Below are 16,466 nucleotides of genomic sequence, written 5' to 3'. Positions count from 1 at the left end.
ATCATGCATACTTTTCACACAGCTTCCTCATCTCACGATCCCGTCGGCTGGCACGGGACAACCATTCTCTGCGTGCGGCGCGGGGCCGAAGTTGCCATGGCGGGCGATGGTCAGGTCACGCTGGGCAGCACGGTTGTTAAGGGCAATGCCCGTAAGGTGCGCCGCATAGGCCCGCAGGATAATATTCTGGCGGGCTTTGCGGGCGCCACGGCAGATGCCTTTACCCTGCTTGAGCGGCTGGAAGCCAAGCTGGAACGCTACCCCAACCAGCTTGAGCGCGCCTGTGTGGAACTGGCAAAGGATTGGCGGACAGACCGTTACCTGCGCCGTTTGGAGGCCATGATGGCCGTGGCAGATGCCGAACATTCCTTTACCCTTACAGGTAATGGTGATGTGCTGGAGCCAGAAGATGGCATTATCGCCATTGGGTCAGGCGGCAATTATGCTCTTTCCGCTGCCCGTGCACTGCTGACGGTTGATGGGCTGGGGGCAGAGGAAATTGTGCGGCGGTCTATGAAGATTGCTGGTGATATCTGCGTTTACACCAATCATTCTGTCCGGGTGGAAACACTCAAGGCAGCCTCAGATCAGGAGAGCCGGTAATGGATGCTCCTAACTTTTCTCCGCGTGAAATTGTAAGCGAACTGGACCGGTTTATTGTCGGTCAGCAGGATGCCAAGCGGGCCGTGGCCATTGCCATGCGCAACCGCTGGCGGCGTGCGCAGCTTTCTGAAGGCATGCGTGAGGAGGTTGTGCCCAAAAACATCCTCATGATCGGCCCTACCGGCTGCGGTAAAACGGAAATTGCTCGCAGGCTGGCAAAACTTGCGCAGGCCCCTTTCCTGAAGGTGGAAGCCACCAAGTTTACCGAAGTGGGGTACGTGGGCCGTGATGTAGACAGCATTGTGCGTGATCTGGTGGAAGTCTCCATCACCATGCTGAAAACATCGCGCCGCAAGGATGTTGAAGAAAAAGCCCAACAGGCAGCGGAAGAACGCATTGTGGATGCGCTGGCGGGGGAAGGATCTTCTGCCGATACAAAAAGCAAATTCCGCAGCATGCTGCGCAGCGGCCAGCTTGAAGATAAGGAAATTGATATTGCCGTAACCGAGCAGGCCCCTGCCGGAAGCAGTGATATGCCCGGAGCCGTGCCGGGGCAGGCCATTAATGTAGGCGATATGATGAAAGCCTTCATGAACCGTGGCCCCAAGCAGAAAAAGCTCAAGGTTTCTGTGGCACGCGAATATCTGAAGCGTGAAGAAGCAGACCGTCTGCTGGATGGTGAGGCCCTTACGCGGGAAGCCGTAGCCAATGCGCAGGAAAACGGCATTGTCTTTTTAGATGAGATAGACAAGGTGTGTGCCCGTGCATCAGAAAGCGGGGCAAAGGGGGGTGATGTCTCCCGCGAGGGTGTGCAGCGTGACCTTCTGCCGCTGATTGAAGGCACAACCGTTTCCACCAAACATGGCCCGGTGAATACAGACCATATTTTGTTTATTGCCTCTGGCGCTTTCCATTTGGCCAAGCCGTCTGACCTGTTGCCAGAACTTCAGGGGCGTTTGCCTATTCGGGTGGAATTGCAGCCGCTCAGCCGTGAAGACTTGCGCCGTATTTTAACAGACCCGGAGCATTCTTTGCTCAAGCAGTACATCGCGCTGATGGGCACAGAAGGCGTAACCCTGAACTTTACGGATGATGCCATAGATGCGCTGGCTGAACTGGCAGCAGATATTAACGACCGCGTAGAAAATATTGGGGCGCGCCGTCTTGCCACAGTGCTGGAAAGATTGTTGGAAGATGTCTCTTTCACGGCATCGGACCGTAAGGGCGAAACCGTGGAAGTAAATGCTGCAATGGTGCAGGAAAAAGTCGCGCCACTGGCGCGCAAGGGAGATCTGAGCAGGTTTATTCTGTAATGGAAGCACCATTTGTAACGCCGCAGGAAGATACGGCAGAAGAAGCTATTGAAGCCATCCGCGATGAGCTGGAAATCTTTGATGATTGGATGGAACGGTATCAGTACATCATAGAAATGGGGCGCAAGCTGCCCCCATTCCCCAAAGAATGGTGTGATGATGCCCACCGCGTGCCTGGCTGCCAAAGCCAGGTATGGCTGGAAGAAAAGGAAGAGGACGGCAAACTGTATTTTGCAGGCTTGTCTGACGCCGCCATAGTGTGCGGGCTGGTGGCCTTGCTATTGCGCGTATATTCCGGCCGATCCAAGGAAGAAATTCAGGCAACAGACCCCAAGTTCCTGCGTGATCTGGGGCTTGTGCAGGCTCTTTCTACCAACCGAGGCAACGGGGTGGAAGCTATGGCGCGGGCTATTCGTTCCGTTGCAGCTTCTGCTGTGGCCTGAACTGAATGTGAATTGCGCCGCCTTTATGTAGGTGGTGCAATTTCAAATAAAAAAACCGGCGTGCTGGAAAAATCCAGCCACCGGTTTTTTTTATGCCTGCTTTACAGAAAAGCGGGTGCCTGAAAAATCAGGCGTTCCCTTTTTCTTTCAGCGCTTTCAAGATGTCAGCCGGGCGTACGGGCAGATGCCGCATACGCACACCAACAGCATTGAAAATGGCGTTGCCAATAGCGGGTGCAATGGTGGTTACACCCGGTTCACCAAGCCCCATGGGTTTTTCTGTGCTGGGCAGGAATTCAATATCCATATCCGGCACATCTGTAATACGCAGGGGCGTATAGGTGTTCAGGTTGCGGTCACGCACGTTGCCGTTTTCAATTTCCGTACCTTCAAACAGCGCCATGCTCAGGCCCCACAGTGCGCCGCCTTCGGTCTGGGCCAAGGCGCCGTCTGGGTCGATAATCGTGCCAGCATCCAGCACCAGCCAGATTTTCTGGCAGGTGACAACGCCTGTTTCGCGGTCAACATGCACCTGTGCGGCGCCTGCTGTCCATGTTGGCATGTTGCGTTCCTGCCCGAAGGTGGTGGCAATGCCAATGGCCGTATCTTTAGGCAGGCTGACTTTGCCGTAACCGCACTTTTCTACCAGCTTTTTAAGCACATTGGCCTGACGGGATGCCCCACCAACAGAGTTGGGAGCACTGCCTACATTACGGCCCTTGCACGTGAGAAGCCCAAGGCGGAAATCAACCGGGTCTTTTCCATAATCATGGGCCAGTTCATCCAAAAAGCTTTCATGCGCCCAAGGTGTCCAGCCGGAGCTGACCGAACGCAGCCAACCGGGGCGGAAGGTGGCATCGGCCAGATCATTATCCAGTGCGCGCACCAGAATGGGGCCGACATCGTACCAGTGGTCAGCGCCTGCAATGGCGAACTGATCGTATGGTTTGCCGTCTTCACCTTTTTCCATAAAGGCAGCAGCCATCACGCCTGTTGGCCAGCCGGCAGAGGCATGATGTTCCCACCCGTTGATGGAACCATCCTTGTTCACACCAGCGCGCACGGTCTGGATGGACGGTGAGCGGATGGAATCAAACAGCACGTCATCAGACCGGGTAAACACCAGTTTAACAGGCTTGCCACCCAGTGCCTTGGAAATGAGCGCGGCGGGAACTGCGTAATCTCCGTTCAGGCGGCGGCCAAAACCACCACCCAGCAGGTAGCTGCGCATCACCACATCGGATTCAGGAACCTGAAGCGCCTTGGCAATAACGGGCAGGAACAGGGTCTGCCACTGGTTACCGCAATGCACTTCCCACTTGCCTTCGTGCAGGCGGGCAAGAGCGTTCATGGGTTCCAGCTGATAATGCAGCACGGAAGAGCACGTATAGGTGCGTTCCACCACCTTATCGGCTTTGGCCAGAGCTTCATCCACTCCGGCATCATTAAAGATGCGCGAACCGCCGGTTTTTTCGGCAATCTGCTTGCGGCCGTGCTCAATAATGTCCTGTTCGGTCACGTTGGCGGTTTTACCCGGTGTCCACGTTACTTTCAGGGCATCTGTTGCGCGGATGGCCGCAGGGTAGGAGGAAGCCAGAACCGCAACCCAGCCCGGCACTGTGTTGGAAGGATCATCCAGCACAATGTAGCGGATATAGCCCTTAACCTTTTTGGCTTCCGTATCATCAACAGAAACCACTTTGGAGCCATACCGCGTGGGCGGCATTTTGGGGCGGGCATACACCATGCCTTCCAACTTGGCATCAATGCCATAAATGGCCGTGCCATCTGTTTTGGAAGGAATATCCAGCGCTTTAACTTCACGCCCGATCAGTCGGTGTTCGGATGAAGGTTTGAGCGGCAGCTTGGCCATTTCATCTGGCGTAAAGGTGCGGGTGGGGTGCGCACGGCTTACAATTTCGCCGTAGGAAATAGAGCGCTTGCCCGCAATAACCTGCCCATTACGTGCAATACAGGCAGAAGGCGCCACACCCAGCAGGCGCGCACCTTCTTCCACCATTACGGTGCGGGCTGCTGCACCAGCTTGGCGGAACTGATCCCACGTCAGCCAGACAGACCAAGAACCACCTGTAATCATCAGGCCCCATTTGGGGTCTGTATCCACGTAGGTGATCTTAACCTTGTTCCAGTCTGCTTCCATTTCATCGGCAATAATCCGGGCAAGGGCGGTACCAACATGCTGGCCCATTTCTGCACGAATAACGTTCACGTTCACCCAGCCATCCGGCGCAATGGAGCACCAGATTGTGGGTTCAAACGCACCACCGGCGGGCAGATTGCCTGCGGCCTGCGGGTAAACCTGCGCAGCGTTACCCTGCCGCGCAAAGCCGAACATAAAGGCCGAGCCCATGGCCGTAAGCAGAAAACCGCGGCGCGTGGGCCCACGGCCTGCGGCCCGATCCTGCCGGGCTGCAATGCGTTCCAGCTTACCCATGAGATGCCTCCTCCTTCTGCATGGCGGCGGCTGCTTTCTTGATTGCCTTGCGGATGCGCACATACGTCATGCAGCGGCACAGGCTGCCGCCCATTACGCCATCAATCTGCTCATCCGTCGGGTCGGGATAATCTTTCAGAAGGCTGACAGCCTGCATGATCTGGCCGGACTGACAGTACCCGCACTGCGGAACCTGAATATCCTTCCAGGCTTCCTGCACAGGGTGTTTGCCTTCTGGGTGCAGGCCTTCAATGGTGGTTACATCAGCGCCTTCAATGGAGCTAATGGGCGTAATGCAGGAGCGGGTGGCACGGCCACCCACCAGCACGGTGCATGCACCGCACTGGCCTACGCCACAACCAAACTTTGTGCCTGTCTGGTCCAGATCATCACGCAGGGCCCACAACAGGGGGGTATCTTCTGGCACATCGACGGAAACGTCACGGCCATTGAGTTTGAACTTTATCATCTCTTGCTCCGTGTTCCGTCTTAGTGCGAAGAATTGACAGGAACTGGCTGGACGGTCTTGCGCACTTCGGCGGCCTTTTTCTCAAGGTTTGTCCACGGTGGCAGTGTGGTGCGGGTGCGGCGCAGATAGGCGGCAATGCGGGCCATATCCTTGTCGGACAGCGCATTGTAGAAGCTGGGCATGGCTACGCCAGATTGCCCTTCTTCCGCCGTAAGCCCACGTAGCATGACCTGATACAGGTTTGTGGGTTCATCCAGCCACAGTGCGTTGTTCAGCGCCAGATCCGGGCGGCCAAGAACAGGCGTGGGCGCTGCGTTGTAATGGCAGGCCGCACAGGCACCCTGATACAGCTTTGCGTCCGGGTCCACATTCGGGCCGATCAGATCGGTTTTGGAAGCTTCCATGGCGCGGGCCAAGGCGGCTTTGTCGTTCTTTTCACGCTCGGCAGCGTGGTCCACATCCGCAAAGTAATGCGCAATGGCGTGCACATCTTCTTCCGGCACGGTGGAAAGGAAGCGATGCGGCACGGGGGACATAGGCCCACCAGCCGGGCCGTGCAGCGGCGCTACGCCAAAGCGCAGATACTGGAACAGCTCATCTTCCGTCCATGTGGTGGGGGTTGGGTTGTGCTCGTTAAGGGCGGGCGCAATCCAGTTATCCACCACGGCACCTTCGTAGGCAGAGCCTTTCTTTTCGGCTCCCATAAGGTCACGCGGGGTATGGCACGCGCCGCAGTGGGCGTTGCCTTCGGCCAGATAGGCACCGCGGTTCCACAATGCATCATGCCGTGGGTCGGGCTTATAAACGCCGGGGCGCAGATACAGCAGTTTCCAGCCAGCCTGAAGAATACGCAGGCTGAGCGGGAAGGGCAGCTCGTTCGGGCGGCGAGACATGTGCACGGCCGGGCGTGTCATGATGTAGGCATACAGATCGGAAATATCCTGATCCGTCATCTTGGTGAAATGATCGTACGGGAAAGCCGGGATCAGATGCACGCCCTTGCGGGACACACCAAGGTGCATGGCGCGGCGGAAAGCTTCTTCCGACCAAGCGCCAATGCCCATTTCAACATCTGGTGTGATGTTGGAAGAATAGATGGCCCCAAACGGGGTATCCATTTTATAGTCACCCGCCAGTTCCGGCCCGCCGCCGTTATCTGTGCGGGTGTGACATTCTGCGCAATACCCTTCAGCCGCCACAATCCGCCCGCGCTCTATCTGCTCGGCAGAAAAGCTGGCGGGGTTTGGCCGCTCAATCGGGGCAATTGGTGGATACCATGCATAATATAAGAACCCGAGCCCCCCAAGGACCCCGGCCGCGGCTACTCCCGCTAGAAGACGTTTGATCACTCTACCCCCAATCCCGTGAAAAACGTACCATCTGGCGGGCAACACGTAAGCCTACGCGCCATGAGCCGATGGATCAGCGTCTGAGGTTCGTTTCTTGATTCAGGACGATTCTTATCTGGAATTGCGATGTAAATAAACGCATAGGTTCCACTGTATTACAGTGAAATCTGAATAAGATTTATTTGTCTGCCGAGAATATTGCAGAAAAACAGGGGTTTCGTCTTTATCTATATTTTATCGTATATAGTTAAGCGTTGATTTTGCATGTATGCCATGCGTTCAGTTCTTGAAAGAAATCATATTTTTGCGATGGAAAAGGCCGCTGCGCCTCTCTGTTATGGCCGTATTCGGTTTATCAGAGAGAGCGCAACGGGAAGGCGGCATAAAGGCCTAAGGCAGATTAGCCAGCATGCTGGGCAAGGGTTTTGTGTGTGCCCTGCGCGCGAATGCTCTGGCGAATTTTCACAACGTCAGTTGCAAAGTTGGGATGATCTTTCAGGTTCCAGCCCGCAAAAACAGTCATCTGCAACCCTGTGGCCAGATTTTCTGCACGGGCCAGCGCAAGTTGTTCTGCGTTAATGGCGGGTTCTGTAATGGTATAGGGCGTGCCTTTATCCGTAGTGCCACGCAGATATTCCAGAAAACACGCCGTGCCAAACGCCAGCCGCCAATGATCGCGCCCGGAGCCCAGAACGCCATTGACAGTATCTGTCAGGAACACGGGCAGTTTGGAGCCGCTATCGGAGGCAATGCGCAAAAGCTGATCGCCCACCGCAGGGTTGCGGAAGCGGTGCAATACCTGCTGGGCATATTGTGCCAGAGAAACACCTTTGGGCGGCGTAATGAAGGGTGAGGCGTCTTCTGCCAGAAAACGTTCCAGATGGCCCAGCAGCAAGGTGTCTTCTATGGCGTGTGGCACAGTGTCATACCCCATCAGCACGCCGGGCAATGCCAGCATGGAGTGGGAGGCATTGAGCATCCGCAGTTTTACCTGCTCATAAGGCCCAACGTCATCTGTAAACTGTACGCCCACCGTTTCCAGTTCTGGCCGACCATCGCAGAAATTGTCTTCAATCACCCATTGCGTGAAATCTTCCGCAAAAATGGGCATCTGGTCAGCAACGCCCGTCAGGGCATCTAGGCGCGTAATGTCTGCCTCACCAACAGAAGGTGTAATCCGGTCCACCATGCTGGATGGAAAGGTGACGTTTTCTTTCATCCACGCACCCAAAATAGGGTCACGCGCTGTGGCATAGGTGCAAAAAGCCGTGCGGGCAGCTTTGCCGTTATGGCGCAGGTTATCGCAGCTGAGCACCGTAAAGGGGCCGGTGCCGCTTTCGCGCCGCTGGCGCAGGGCTTCACATACCAGCCCGAATGCCGTTTCGGGCACATCACGCGCTAAATCTGCTTTAATATCAGGGTGATCGAGCGTGAAGTTGCCTTCAGCATCCAGGTAGTAGCCACCTTCTGTAATGGTAAGGGTGACAATTTTAATATCCGGGTCTGTCAGGCGCTTAATGGCGGCAGCGCGATCTTTGGCTGCGTGCACATATTCTATAATGCTGCCGATAACATTGGTTTCATGCGTGCCATCGGGCGCAAAGGCGGTGAGTGTGTACAGATTGTCCTGTTCTGCCATAATGGCAGCGCGCTTATCTTCACGCGGTGTATTGCGCAGGCCTACGCCAACAATGGCCCAACCTTGCTGGCCCGCACGCTCCAGAACTTTGTTGATATACATGGCCTGATGGGCGCGATGAAAATTGCCCACGCCAAGATGTGCAATGCCTGCCGTGGTTTTCTGCCGATCATAGCGCGGTGTTGTAACCTGAACAGGAAGCTGATGCAGTGTGGCGTTGGAAAGAGGGATCATGAAAACCGTGTACCTCGCTTTAAAAATATCTGTTGGGCATAATGTTGGGGCAAAACGCAGCATAAGCAAGAAAGCTGCGTATGTGAGGCTTGAAAGTGATGGGGCTTTCCGTTAAGGGAGCGCATTCGCACACGCGTCCGGGCTTGTAGGGCATGCCCGGCCGTGGTTGGTTGCCTTGATTATTTAAGGTGACGTTATCCAGATTTGTTCAGGAGTGTTGAAATGCCCAAGATGAAGACCAAGTCGTCGGTCAAAAAGCGGTTTAAAATCACCGCAACCGGCAAGGTGCTCTCTGGTCCGTGCGGTAAGCGCCACGGCCTTATCAAGCGCCCCCAGAAAATGAAGCGCTCCGCACGCGGCACGCAGACCATGACCCCGCAGGACGGTCGTACCGTCAAGCAGTGGGCCCCCTACGGGCTATAAGGAGCATCTGATTCATGGCACGTGTAAAACGGGGTGTTACCACCCTTGCTCGTCATAAAAAGGTTCTGGAACTGGCCAAGGGTTATCGCGGCCGCTCCTCCACCAACTATCGCATTGCGCTGGAACGTGTTGAAAAGGCACTGCGCTATGCTTACCGTGACCGCCGCAACAAAAAGCGTGAATTCCGCGCTCTGTGGATTCAGCGTATCAACGCTGCGGTGCGCGAACATGGCCTGACCTACAGCCGTTTCATCAACGGTCTGGACAAGGCTGGTATCGAAATCGACCGTAAGGTGCTGGCCGCCATTGCGTTTGATGATGCCGCAACCTTTGCTGAAATCGTAAAGAAGGCTCAGGCTGCTCTGGCTGCCTGATCTGCCTGTCTGATACGATAAGGTTGAAGAAAAGGCCGTCCCACGTGGGCGGCCTTTTTGCTTGGTGCCGGTGAGGGAAGATGTGGTTTTCCCTCTTGGGGCTTTTCTCCCGCTGCGGGAGATTGTATCCGCCCGGTAAGCATTTTCTCCTCGCGTGAGGTTTCATGAGCAACGATCTTGAGATTCTGCGGCAGGAAGTCCTGTCCGAACTGGCTGGCGCCACAGACCTGAAAGCATGGGATGCCGTGCGTGTCAGCACACTGGGAAAATCCGGCAGGCTGACGGCTTTGCTCAAAGCGCTGGGGAAAATGCAGCCCGATGAACGCAAAGCCCGTGGTGTGGCGCTGAACCGCCTGCGTGATGAACTGACCCGCGCGATTGAAGCGCGTGGCAAAGAACTGGAAGCCGCAGAGCTGGAAGCACGTCTGGTTGCCGAGCGGGTAGATGTTACCCTGCCACCACCACCGGTGGAACGTGGCTACCTGCACCCCATCAGCCGCACGATTGAAGAAATGACCGCCATTTTTGGCGCCATGGGCTTTAAGGTGGCAGAAGGGCCGGATATCGAAACCGACTGGCACAACTTCTCCGCCCTCAACACGCCTGATCATCATCCTGCCCGCACGGATCATGATACGTTTTATCTGCCGCCACAGCCGGGGCTGGATGTAACGCGTGTGCTGCGTACCCAAACATCTGGCGTGCAAATCCGCACCATGCTGGCGCAAAAGCCGCCTATCCGCGTAATTGTGCCGGGCCGCACTTACCGGGCGGATCATGATGCCACGCATTCCCCCATGTTCCACCAGTGCGAAGGCCTGGTTGTGGGCAAGGGCATTACACTGGGGCACCTGAAGGGCTGCCTGATTGAATTTTTGCGGGCGTTTTTTGGTAAGCCGGAACTGCCGGTGCGCTTCCGTTCTTCCTACTTCCCGTTTACCGAACCTTCTTTGGAAGTGGATATTGGCTGGTCTCGCAAAACCGGTGAGATCGGTGGTGGGGAAGACTGGCTGGAAGTGCTGGGTGCAGGCATGATTCACGCCCGTGTGCTGGCCAACTGTGGGCTGGACCCGCGTGAATGGCAGGGCTTTGCCTTTGGTATGGGCATTGAGCGGCTGGCCATGCTGAAGAACGGTATTCCCGATCTGCGTTCGTTTTATGAAAGTGATATCCGCTGGCTGCGCTATTATGGGTCGGACCCACTTGCGCCCGCGCTACTGCATGAGGGGGTGTGAGGAATGAAGTTCACGCTATCTTGGTTGTATGACCATCTGGATACGCAGGCCACGCTGGAAGAAATCTGCGCGAAGCTGAACCAGATCGGGCTTGAAGTTGAAAGTGTAGAAAACCGCGGAGCGGCAATTGAGCCATTTTTAACCGCCCGTATTCTGGATGCCCAGCCGCACCCCAATGCAGACCGACTACAGGTATGCCGGGTAGATGCAGGCCCCGGTTTTCAGGACGTGCAGGTGGTGTGTGGTGCCCCCAACGCACGCAAGGGGCTAGCCGTTATTTTTGCCAAGCCGGGCACCTATGTGCCGGGGCTGGATATTACCATCAAGGAAGGCAAAATCCGTGGTGAAGCCAGCGGCGGTATGCTGTGCTCCCTGCGTGAACTGTGCCTTGGTGAAGAAAGCAACGGCATTGCAGAACTGCCGGAAGATACGCTTCCCGGCCAGTCCTATGCCGATTTTGCCGGCCTTGATGATGTTGTGATCGACATTGCCATTACCCCTAACCGGGGTGATGCACTGGGTGTGCGTGGCATTGCGCGGGATCTGGCCGCTGCCGGGCTGGGCACGTTGCGCCCATGGCTGGCAGAAACCGTGGAAGGCAAGTTTGATTCCCCCGTGGTGTGGGATATTTCCTACCCGGAAGCCTGCCCGTGGGTGCTGGGCCGCACCATTCGTGGTGTAAAAAATGGTCCTAGCCCGGAATGGTTGCAGCGCAAGTTGGAAAGCATTGGCCTGCGCCCGATTTCTGCACTGGTGGATATCACCAACTATTTCTGTTTCGATCTCGGCCGCCCGCTGCACGTGTTTGATGCCGCCAAAATTTCTGGTGGCAAGCTGACAATCTGTCGTGGCGAAGGCGAGCAGTTTCGTGCGCTGGATGGGCAGGACTACACAGTTGGCCCGGAAGACTGCGTGATTGCAGATCAGGCTGGCGTGCAGTCTCTGGCCGGGATTATGGGCGGTGAGGCCACAGGTGCCACAGCAGAAACCACAGATGTATTTGTGGAATGCGCACTGTTTGACCCCGTGAAAATTGCTCTGAGCGCCCGCCGCGTGGGTGTTTCTTCAGATTCCAGCTATCGGTTTGAACGTGGGGTAGATCAGGCGCTGCCGGTTTCGGCTTTGGAAGCTGCAACACGCCTGATTATTGATCTGTGCGGCGGTGAGGCCAGCGAGGTTGTTTCTGCCGGTGAGCAGCCTGCATGGCAGCGTGATGCCACGCTGCGCTTTGCCCGTGTGCGTGATCTGGGCGGGCTGGATGTGCCTGCTGATGAAAGCGTGGATCTGCTGGAAAAGCTGGGCTTTGAGGTGCAGGAACGCACCAATGCGCAAGTGCGTGTGAGCGTGCCATCATGGCGGAATGATATTGCCCAAAAGCCTGTTCTGGCTCAGGGCGAAGGTATTCCGGCTGATGTGGCAGCCAAGGCTGCGGAAGGCGTTGCTGCCATAGAATCAGAAAGTGATCTGGTTGAAGAAGTGCTGCGCCTGAAAGGGCTGGATGCTGTGCCTGCAGTGCCGCTGCCATCTGTGGTGGTTGTGCCAGAAGCAGCACTCACACCGCGGCAGGCACGTCTGGCACTGGCACGGCGCTTTCTGGCTGCACGTGGGTTAACAGAAACAGTCGGTTTCTCCTTCGTTTCGCACGAGGCAGCTGAGCGATTTGGTGGTGCGCCGGAATCCCTGCGTCTGCTTAACCCTATTGCGTCTGATCTGGACCAGATGCGCCCCACACCCATGATCAACCTGTTGGCTGCGGTTAAGCACAACAGTGCACGCGGATGGGGTGATCTGGGGCTGTTTGAAGTTGGCCCGGCGTTTGCAGAAAACGGCCAGCAGCCAGTGGTGGCTGGTGTGCGCTCTGGCCATACACCGCGTTATCCGGGGCAGGCGGGGCAGGCTGTTTCTCTCTGGGCGGTCAAGGCAGATGCGCTGGAGCTGCTCCAGCAGCTTGGCGTTAACCCAGATGCCATCAGCACCACCACAGATGCACCGGGTTGGTACCATCCCGGCCGTTCTGGCGTGCTGCGGCAGGGGCCTAAAAACGTTCTGGCCTATTTTGGTGAGTTGCATCCATCTCTGCTTCAGGCCGAAGGCATTGATGTGCCGGTTGTCGGGTTTGAGCTGATGCCGGATGTGGTGCCAGATCCCAAACGTAAAAAGAAAGCCGCACCGCGTCTTTCTGCGTTCCAGCCCGTGCGGCGTGATTTTGCATTTGTTGTGGCACGTGATGTACCGGGTGAAAAACTGCTGCGGGCCGTGCGCGGGGCAGAGCGCCAGCTTGTGGCAGATGTAAGCCTGTTTGATGTGTATGAAGGCCCGCATGTGCCAGAAGGTCATCGCTCCATCGGTGTGGAAGTGACCCTTCAGCCCATGGATAAAAGCCTGACAGATGCGGAACTGGAAGCTGTGTCTGAAAAAATTGTTGCCGCTGTTACCAAGGCAACAGGCGCAACCTTGCGTTAAGTAGCAAGGAGCAGGGCTGTATGAAGGAAAAGCGCATCATGGCGGGTAGGGCAAAAATTATGAGTTGGAAGAAAACTGTTGCCCTCTCTGCCTTGTTGTGTGGCTTGGCGGGCGCTGTTTTGCCACAGGCGCAGGCTGAGCAGATTACAGGGGCCGGGTCCAGCTTTGCCGCGCCCTTGTATCAGTCATGGTCGGCGCATTCTGCGGCGCAAACCGGTGTGCAGCTGAATTATCAGACCATTGGCTCCGGCGCTGGGCAAAATCAGGTTCTGGCTGGCACGGTAGATTTTGGGGCATCTGACGCTCCTATGTCTCATGCGCGGTTGGAGGCGGGGCATTTGCTCCAGTTTCCCACCGCTATTGGTGGCATTGTTGTTATTGCCAATGTGCCGGGCGTGCCTGAAGGCGCCTTACGCCTGACCGGCCCCGTTCTGGCAGCGATTTATGATGGTTCCATCACGCAGTGGAATGATCCGCGCATTGTAGCGCTCAACCCCGGTGTTACATTGCCGGATCTGCCCGTAGCTCCGCTGCATCGGGCAGATGGGTCTGGCACAACCTACGTGTTTACAGAATATCTTGGCCGGGTTTCTCCCACATGGGAGAAACAGGTAGGGCGCGGCACGTCTGTTGCATGGCCAGTTGGCGCAGGTGCCCGTGGGAATGATGGCATTGCCTCTTACGTTAAAAATACGGAAGGCAGTGTGGGGTATGCGGAATATGCCTATGCAGAACGCAACCACCTTTCCACCGTTGTTCTGCAAAATCGGGCTGGGGAATTTGTGGTGCCGTCTGTTACCAGTTTTACACGGGCTGCGGAAAATGCCACATGGGATCATGCAGACATGACAGCCTCGCTTTGTGATGCAGATGGCGCCGGAAGCTGGCCGATTGTTACCACCACCTATGCGCTCGTGCCGCGTGAGGCGAATGAGGCAAACCACGGAAACGCTGTAAGAACGTTCTTCCGTTGGGGCGTAAAGGATGGAGAAGCCGCCAGCCGGGAGCTGGACTACGTGCCATTGCCTCCAGTTGTGCGGGATGCCGTTCTGGAGCGGCTGAAATAGGCGGATAATCGGGTTATCCGGTTCTTCCCGCGTTCATCCTGCGGTTGTCCCACGTTTCATCCACAGATTCTGTGGATAACGCGCTAAGCGGGATAAGTTACTGAACCCATGCCTGAGAAAACAAAAGCTGGTTTACGGTTGTAAACAGCAGGTTTTTCAGGCGTGGGGATGTTAAAATTACAGCATCTTTTTCAATGGCTGGGGCTACGGGGGCTTGCTCCATAACCCGCCTGTCTGCTTCCTGCCACAAGGCGTTTTGCGCCTGTGCGCTCAGGCTTACATCCGTTTTGGCTTTATCCATCAGGCTTTGCACATCCCGGTTACAAAACCCGGGAATATTGATGGAACTGTCTGAACCGGGGTGAATATTTTCACACCCCAATAAAGCATCCAAAAAGTTGGAGGCCGATGGATAATCTGCAGACCAGGAGGCTACGCCAATTTGCACATGGTTATCCGAATTCTGCATGTAGGAAAAAGCCAGTGCGCTGCTAAGTGGGCGCAGGTTGGCACGGTAGCCAAGGTTTTGCAGCATGTCCCGCACCCATGCGCCCATGGCCAGATCAACACTGGAGTTGGCGGCAATCACGGTCACTTTCTGGCCGTATGTTCCGCTTTCACGCACCAAGTTGCGTGCTTTTTCCATATCTGAGCCACGCCACATGGGGGCAGGAGATTCAGGAGAGGCATCCTTGGTGTAAAAACATTGCGTAGAGGATGCCGACAAAGTGGAAGGCAACATGCCGCATAGCGGGCGGGCAATGCCGGGGCCACCATACAAAATGGCCATGGCCTTGCGGTTTAGTGCGTAATTGACGGCCTGCCGCGCCTTGAGGGAAGAAAAAGGGGCTTCGCGCATGTTCATGGGCAGAAAATACATGGCCGGATGGCGCAACACATGCGTCTGGCCAGTAAAGCGGCTGCCCAATTCTCCCAATCGGTCTAGGGGAATGGGGTCTGCCATCCAGTCATACTGTCCGTTTTCTACGGCGGTTACGGCAGCTTCATCCGGTATGCCAAAAGTATAGTCTATCCGATCCGGGTAACCAAAAGGCTGCGCCTGTGCGTCCCATTCCTTGAAATACGGATTGCGCTCCAGCTTCAAAAACCGGTTTGGGTCATAGGCAGTAAGCTGGTAGGGGCCGGTGCTGGGCAAAGGCACATTGCCGGTATCATGGTCAGGCGCGTTGGCTGGTAAAATAACGGCGTGGGTAAATGCCAGCTTATGCAGGAATTCTGTATCAGGCGTTGTAAGATGAAACGTGATGCTGCGGGTAGCGGGATTTTCTACAATCCCTTCAAGTTTGCAGTCTGTTGGGCTGCGCAGGCAGGCATCAGCACCTTTGATGGCACCGTAAAAAGCCCCGGCCGTTGGGCTACCTACACGAAAGATGCGGCGGAAGGATGCCACAACATCTGCCGTGGTAACGGGCTGACCGTTGGAAAAGATAATGCCTTCACGCAGGCGGAAGGTATAGGTCAGGCCGCCATCTTCAGGGTGCGGGAGTTCTTCCGCCAAATCTGGCACCACATCTGCCCCGGCCAGACCATCGGCTTTGCGGAAGGTGGTTAATCCATCATACACATTGGCAAACAGATTGATGTATTTGCCGGAGTAATTGATCTGGGGGTCCAGCGTGCCGCCGGAAGAAGCCGCAACCAGACGCAAAGTGCCACCCATATGTGGGGAGGATGGAGCATCTGAAACATCTGCGGCCATGCCTGCTTTTGTTGTGCCAGCTGCAAGCAGCACACAAAAACAGGCAGAGCGAAACAGCTTGCCAGATTTACTGGCCAGCATTCTGCTCCATTGCCGCTTCAGGGGATGGGGACGTCATCAACGCACTAAGGTTTTTGTAAAGGGACGATACCATCATGATCCCCACAACTATCGTGGCGATAATGATGCAGATTCGTACAAACTTACTGGTCATAGCGCATTGCGCCGCCACCATAATTGGTGGTGGAGTGCTTATACGGGTTGGATCCCTGCTGGGGCGTAAGAGGGGGGCGGTACCAGCCAGGCGCTGCGCGCCCGTGGTTTGAGCCGGGGTGGTAATAGTGCCGGTGCGGATCATGCGCACAGGCGGCAAGCCCAAACCCGGCCAGTAACATAAGGGCGGCCTTATGGGCGCGCCGCAATGAAGAAAACTGTTTCATCATACCTCCAGCATAGCGTTGTTTGGGTGTGTTCGCCAAGAACAAAGCAGGTAGATGCTCATATGTGGCGTACAGGCCCGATACGTTCACATAATGGCAAGAAAATGCGTGAATAATGAGGCCAATGCCGTGGGCAATATGGCTAGTGCAGGGCATGCCATGTTAGGGATAACGCGTATATGGCACAGAAGCTGCCATGTCCTTGCCTTATCATGATGATAACGGCGGGAGCAGGATGG

General features: G+C 55.9%; 14 protein-coding genes. 8 read left to right on the top strand and 6 right to left on the bottom strand.

Going from position 1 to position 16,466, the window contains the following annotated elements; translation table 11 throughout:
- The first annotated feature begins 3 nt into the window (after window positions 1-3).
- The 3 genes from hslV to QQM41_RS01025 are packed head-to-tail and all read left to right on the top strand — an operon-like array spanning window position 4 to window position 2,359.
- A complete protein-coding gene (gene hslV / locus QQM41_RS01035; protein WP_012812804.1) occupies window positions 4-603 on the top strand; it encodes an ATP-dependent protease subunit HslV in 600 nt (199 codons plus the stop codon).
- Window positions 603-1,916, top strand: coding sequence for an ATP-dependent protease ATPase subunit HslU (hslU, locus tag QQM41_RS01030; protein WP_050819619.1), 1,314 nt, complete (start codon window positions 603-605; stop codon window positions 1,914-1,916). Before hslV ends, hslU begins: the two co-directional genes overlap by 1 nt.
- Window positions 1,916-2,359: a SufE family protein gene (locus QQM41_RS01025; protein ID WP_019090116.1), complete on the top strand. Its 444-nt coding sequence runs from the start codon at window positions 1,916-1,918 to the stop codon at window positions 2,357-2,359. The genes hslU and QQM41_RS01025 overlap by 1 nt, the downstream gene beginning before the upstream one ends.
- A gap of 127 nt (window positions 2,360-2,486) precedes the next feature.
- Here QQM41_RS01025 and QQM41_RS01020 read toward each other — a convergent pair whose 3' ends face one another.
- The 4 genes from QQM41_RS01020 to QQM41_RS01005 all read right to left on the bottom strand — a co-directional run bounded on the left by QQM41_RS01020 (window position 2,487) and on the right by QQM41_RS01005 (window position 8,505).
- The gene (locus QQM41_RS01020) at window positions 2,487-4,814 is read right to left on the bottom strand and encodes a molybdopterin cofactor-binding domain-containing protein (protein WP_339077495.1); all 2,328 of its coding nucleotides are present in this window, start codon (window positions 4,812-4,814) and stop codon (window positions 2,487-2,489) included.
- Window positions 4,807-5,283, bottom strand: a complete 477-nt coding sequence (locus QQM41_RS01015) for a (2Fe-2S)-binding protein (protein WP_003622889.1) — start codon at window positions 5,281-5,283, stop codon at window positions 4,807-4,809. The genes QQM41_RS01020 and QQM41_RS01015 overlap by 8 nt, the downstream gene beginning before the upstream one ends.
- A gap of 20 nt (window positions 5,284-5,303) precedes the next feature.
- The gene (locus QQM41_RS01010) at window positions 5,304-6,632 is read right to left on the bottom strand and encodes a cytochrome c (RefSeq protein WP_050819622.1); all 1,329 of its coding nucleotides are present in this window, start codon (window positions 6,630-6,632) and stop codon (window positions 5,304-5,306) included.
- A 400-nt stretch (window positions 6,633-7,032) separates the two neighbouring features.
- Complete coding sequence (locus QQM41_RS01005; protein ID WP_339077494.1) at window positions 7,033-8,505, bottom strand: mannitol dehydrogenase family protein; 1,473 nt, start codon at window positions 8,503-8,505, stop codon at window positions 7,033-7,035.
- A gap of 222 nt (window positions 8,506-8,727) precedes the next feature.
- Between QQM41_RS01005 and rpmI the strand changes: the two genes are divergently transcribed.
- The 5 genes from rpmI (at window position 8,728) to pstS (ending at window position 14,067) form a co-directional block, all read left to right on the top strand.
- Window positions 8,728-8,928 (top strand): 50S ribosomal protein L35, encoded by a 201-nt coding sequence (gene rpmI, locus QQM41_RS01000; RefSeq protein ID WP_042786675.1) that lies wholly within the window; start codon window positions 8,728-8,730, stop codon window positions 8,926-8,928.
- Window positions 8,929-8,942: 14 nt separating this feature from the next.
- Window positions 8,943-9,302 (top strand): 50S ribosomal protein L20, encoded by a 360-nt coding sequence (gene rplT / locus QQM41_RS00995; RefSeq protein ID WP_003622900.1) that lies wholly within the window; start codon window positions 8,943-8,945, stop codon window positions 9,300-9,302.
- Window positions 9,303-9,466: 164 nt separating this feature from the next.
- Window positions 9,467-10,537 (top strand): phenylalanine--tRNA ligase subunit alpha, encoded by a 1,071-nt coding sequence (pheS, locus tag QQM41_RS00990; protein WP_128105169.1) that lies wholly within the window; start codon window positions 9,467-9,469, stop codon window positions 10,535-10,537.
- Window positions 10,538-10,540: 3 nt separating this feature from the next.
- Window positions 10,541-13,000, top strand: coding sequence for a phenylalanine--tRNA ligase subunit beta (pheT, locus tag QQM41_RS00985; protein ID WP_339077493.1), 2,460 nt, complete (start codon window positions 10,541-10,543; stop codon window positions 12,998-13,000).
- A gap of 20 nt (window positions 13,001-13,020) precedes the next feature.
- Entirely contained in the window at window positions 13,021-14,067 is a 1,047-nt protein-coding gene (pstS, locus tag QQM41_RS00980) for a phosphate ABC transporter substrate-binding protein PstS (RefSeq protein ID WP_339077492.1), read from the top strand.
- A gap of 97 nt (window positions 14,068-14,164) precedes the next feature.
- Here pstS and QQM41_RS00975 read toward each other — a convergent pair whose 3' ends face one another.
- Window positions 14,165-15,868, bottom strand: coding sequence for an ABC transporter substrate-binding protein (locus QQM41_RS00975; protein WP_339077491.1), 1,704 nt, complete (start codon window positions 15,866-15,868; stop codon window positions 14,165-14,167).
- 122 nt (window positions 15,869-15,990) lie between these two features.
- Window positions 15,991-16,230 (bottom strand): hypothetical protein, encoded by a 240-nt coding sequence (locus QQM41_RS00970; protein WP_230844495.1) that lies wholly within the window; start codon window positions 16,228-16,230, stop codon window positions 15,991-15,993.
- Window positions 16,231-16,466: the final 236 nt, after the last annotated feature.

Source organism: Acetobacter sp. AC2005 (genome assembly GCF_037901235.1).
GTDB lineage: Bacteria > Pseudomonadota > Alphaproteobacteria > Acetobacterales > Acetobacteraceae > Acetobacter > Acetobacter oryzoeni.
This window is presented reverse-complemented; position numbering and strand designations above follow the sequence as displayed.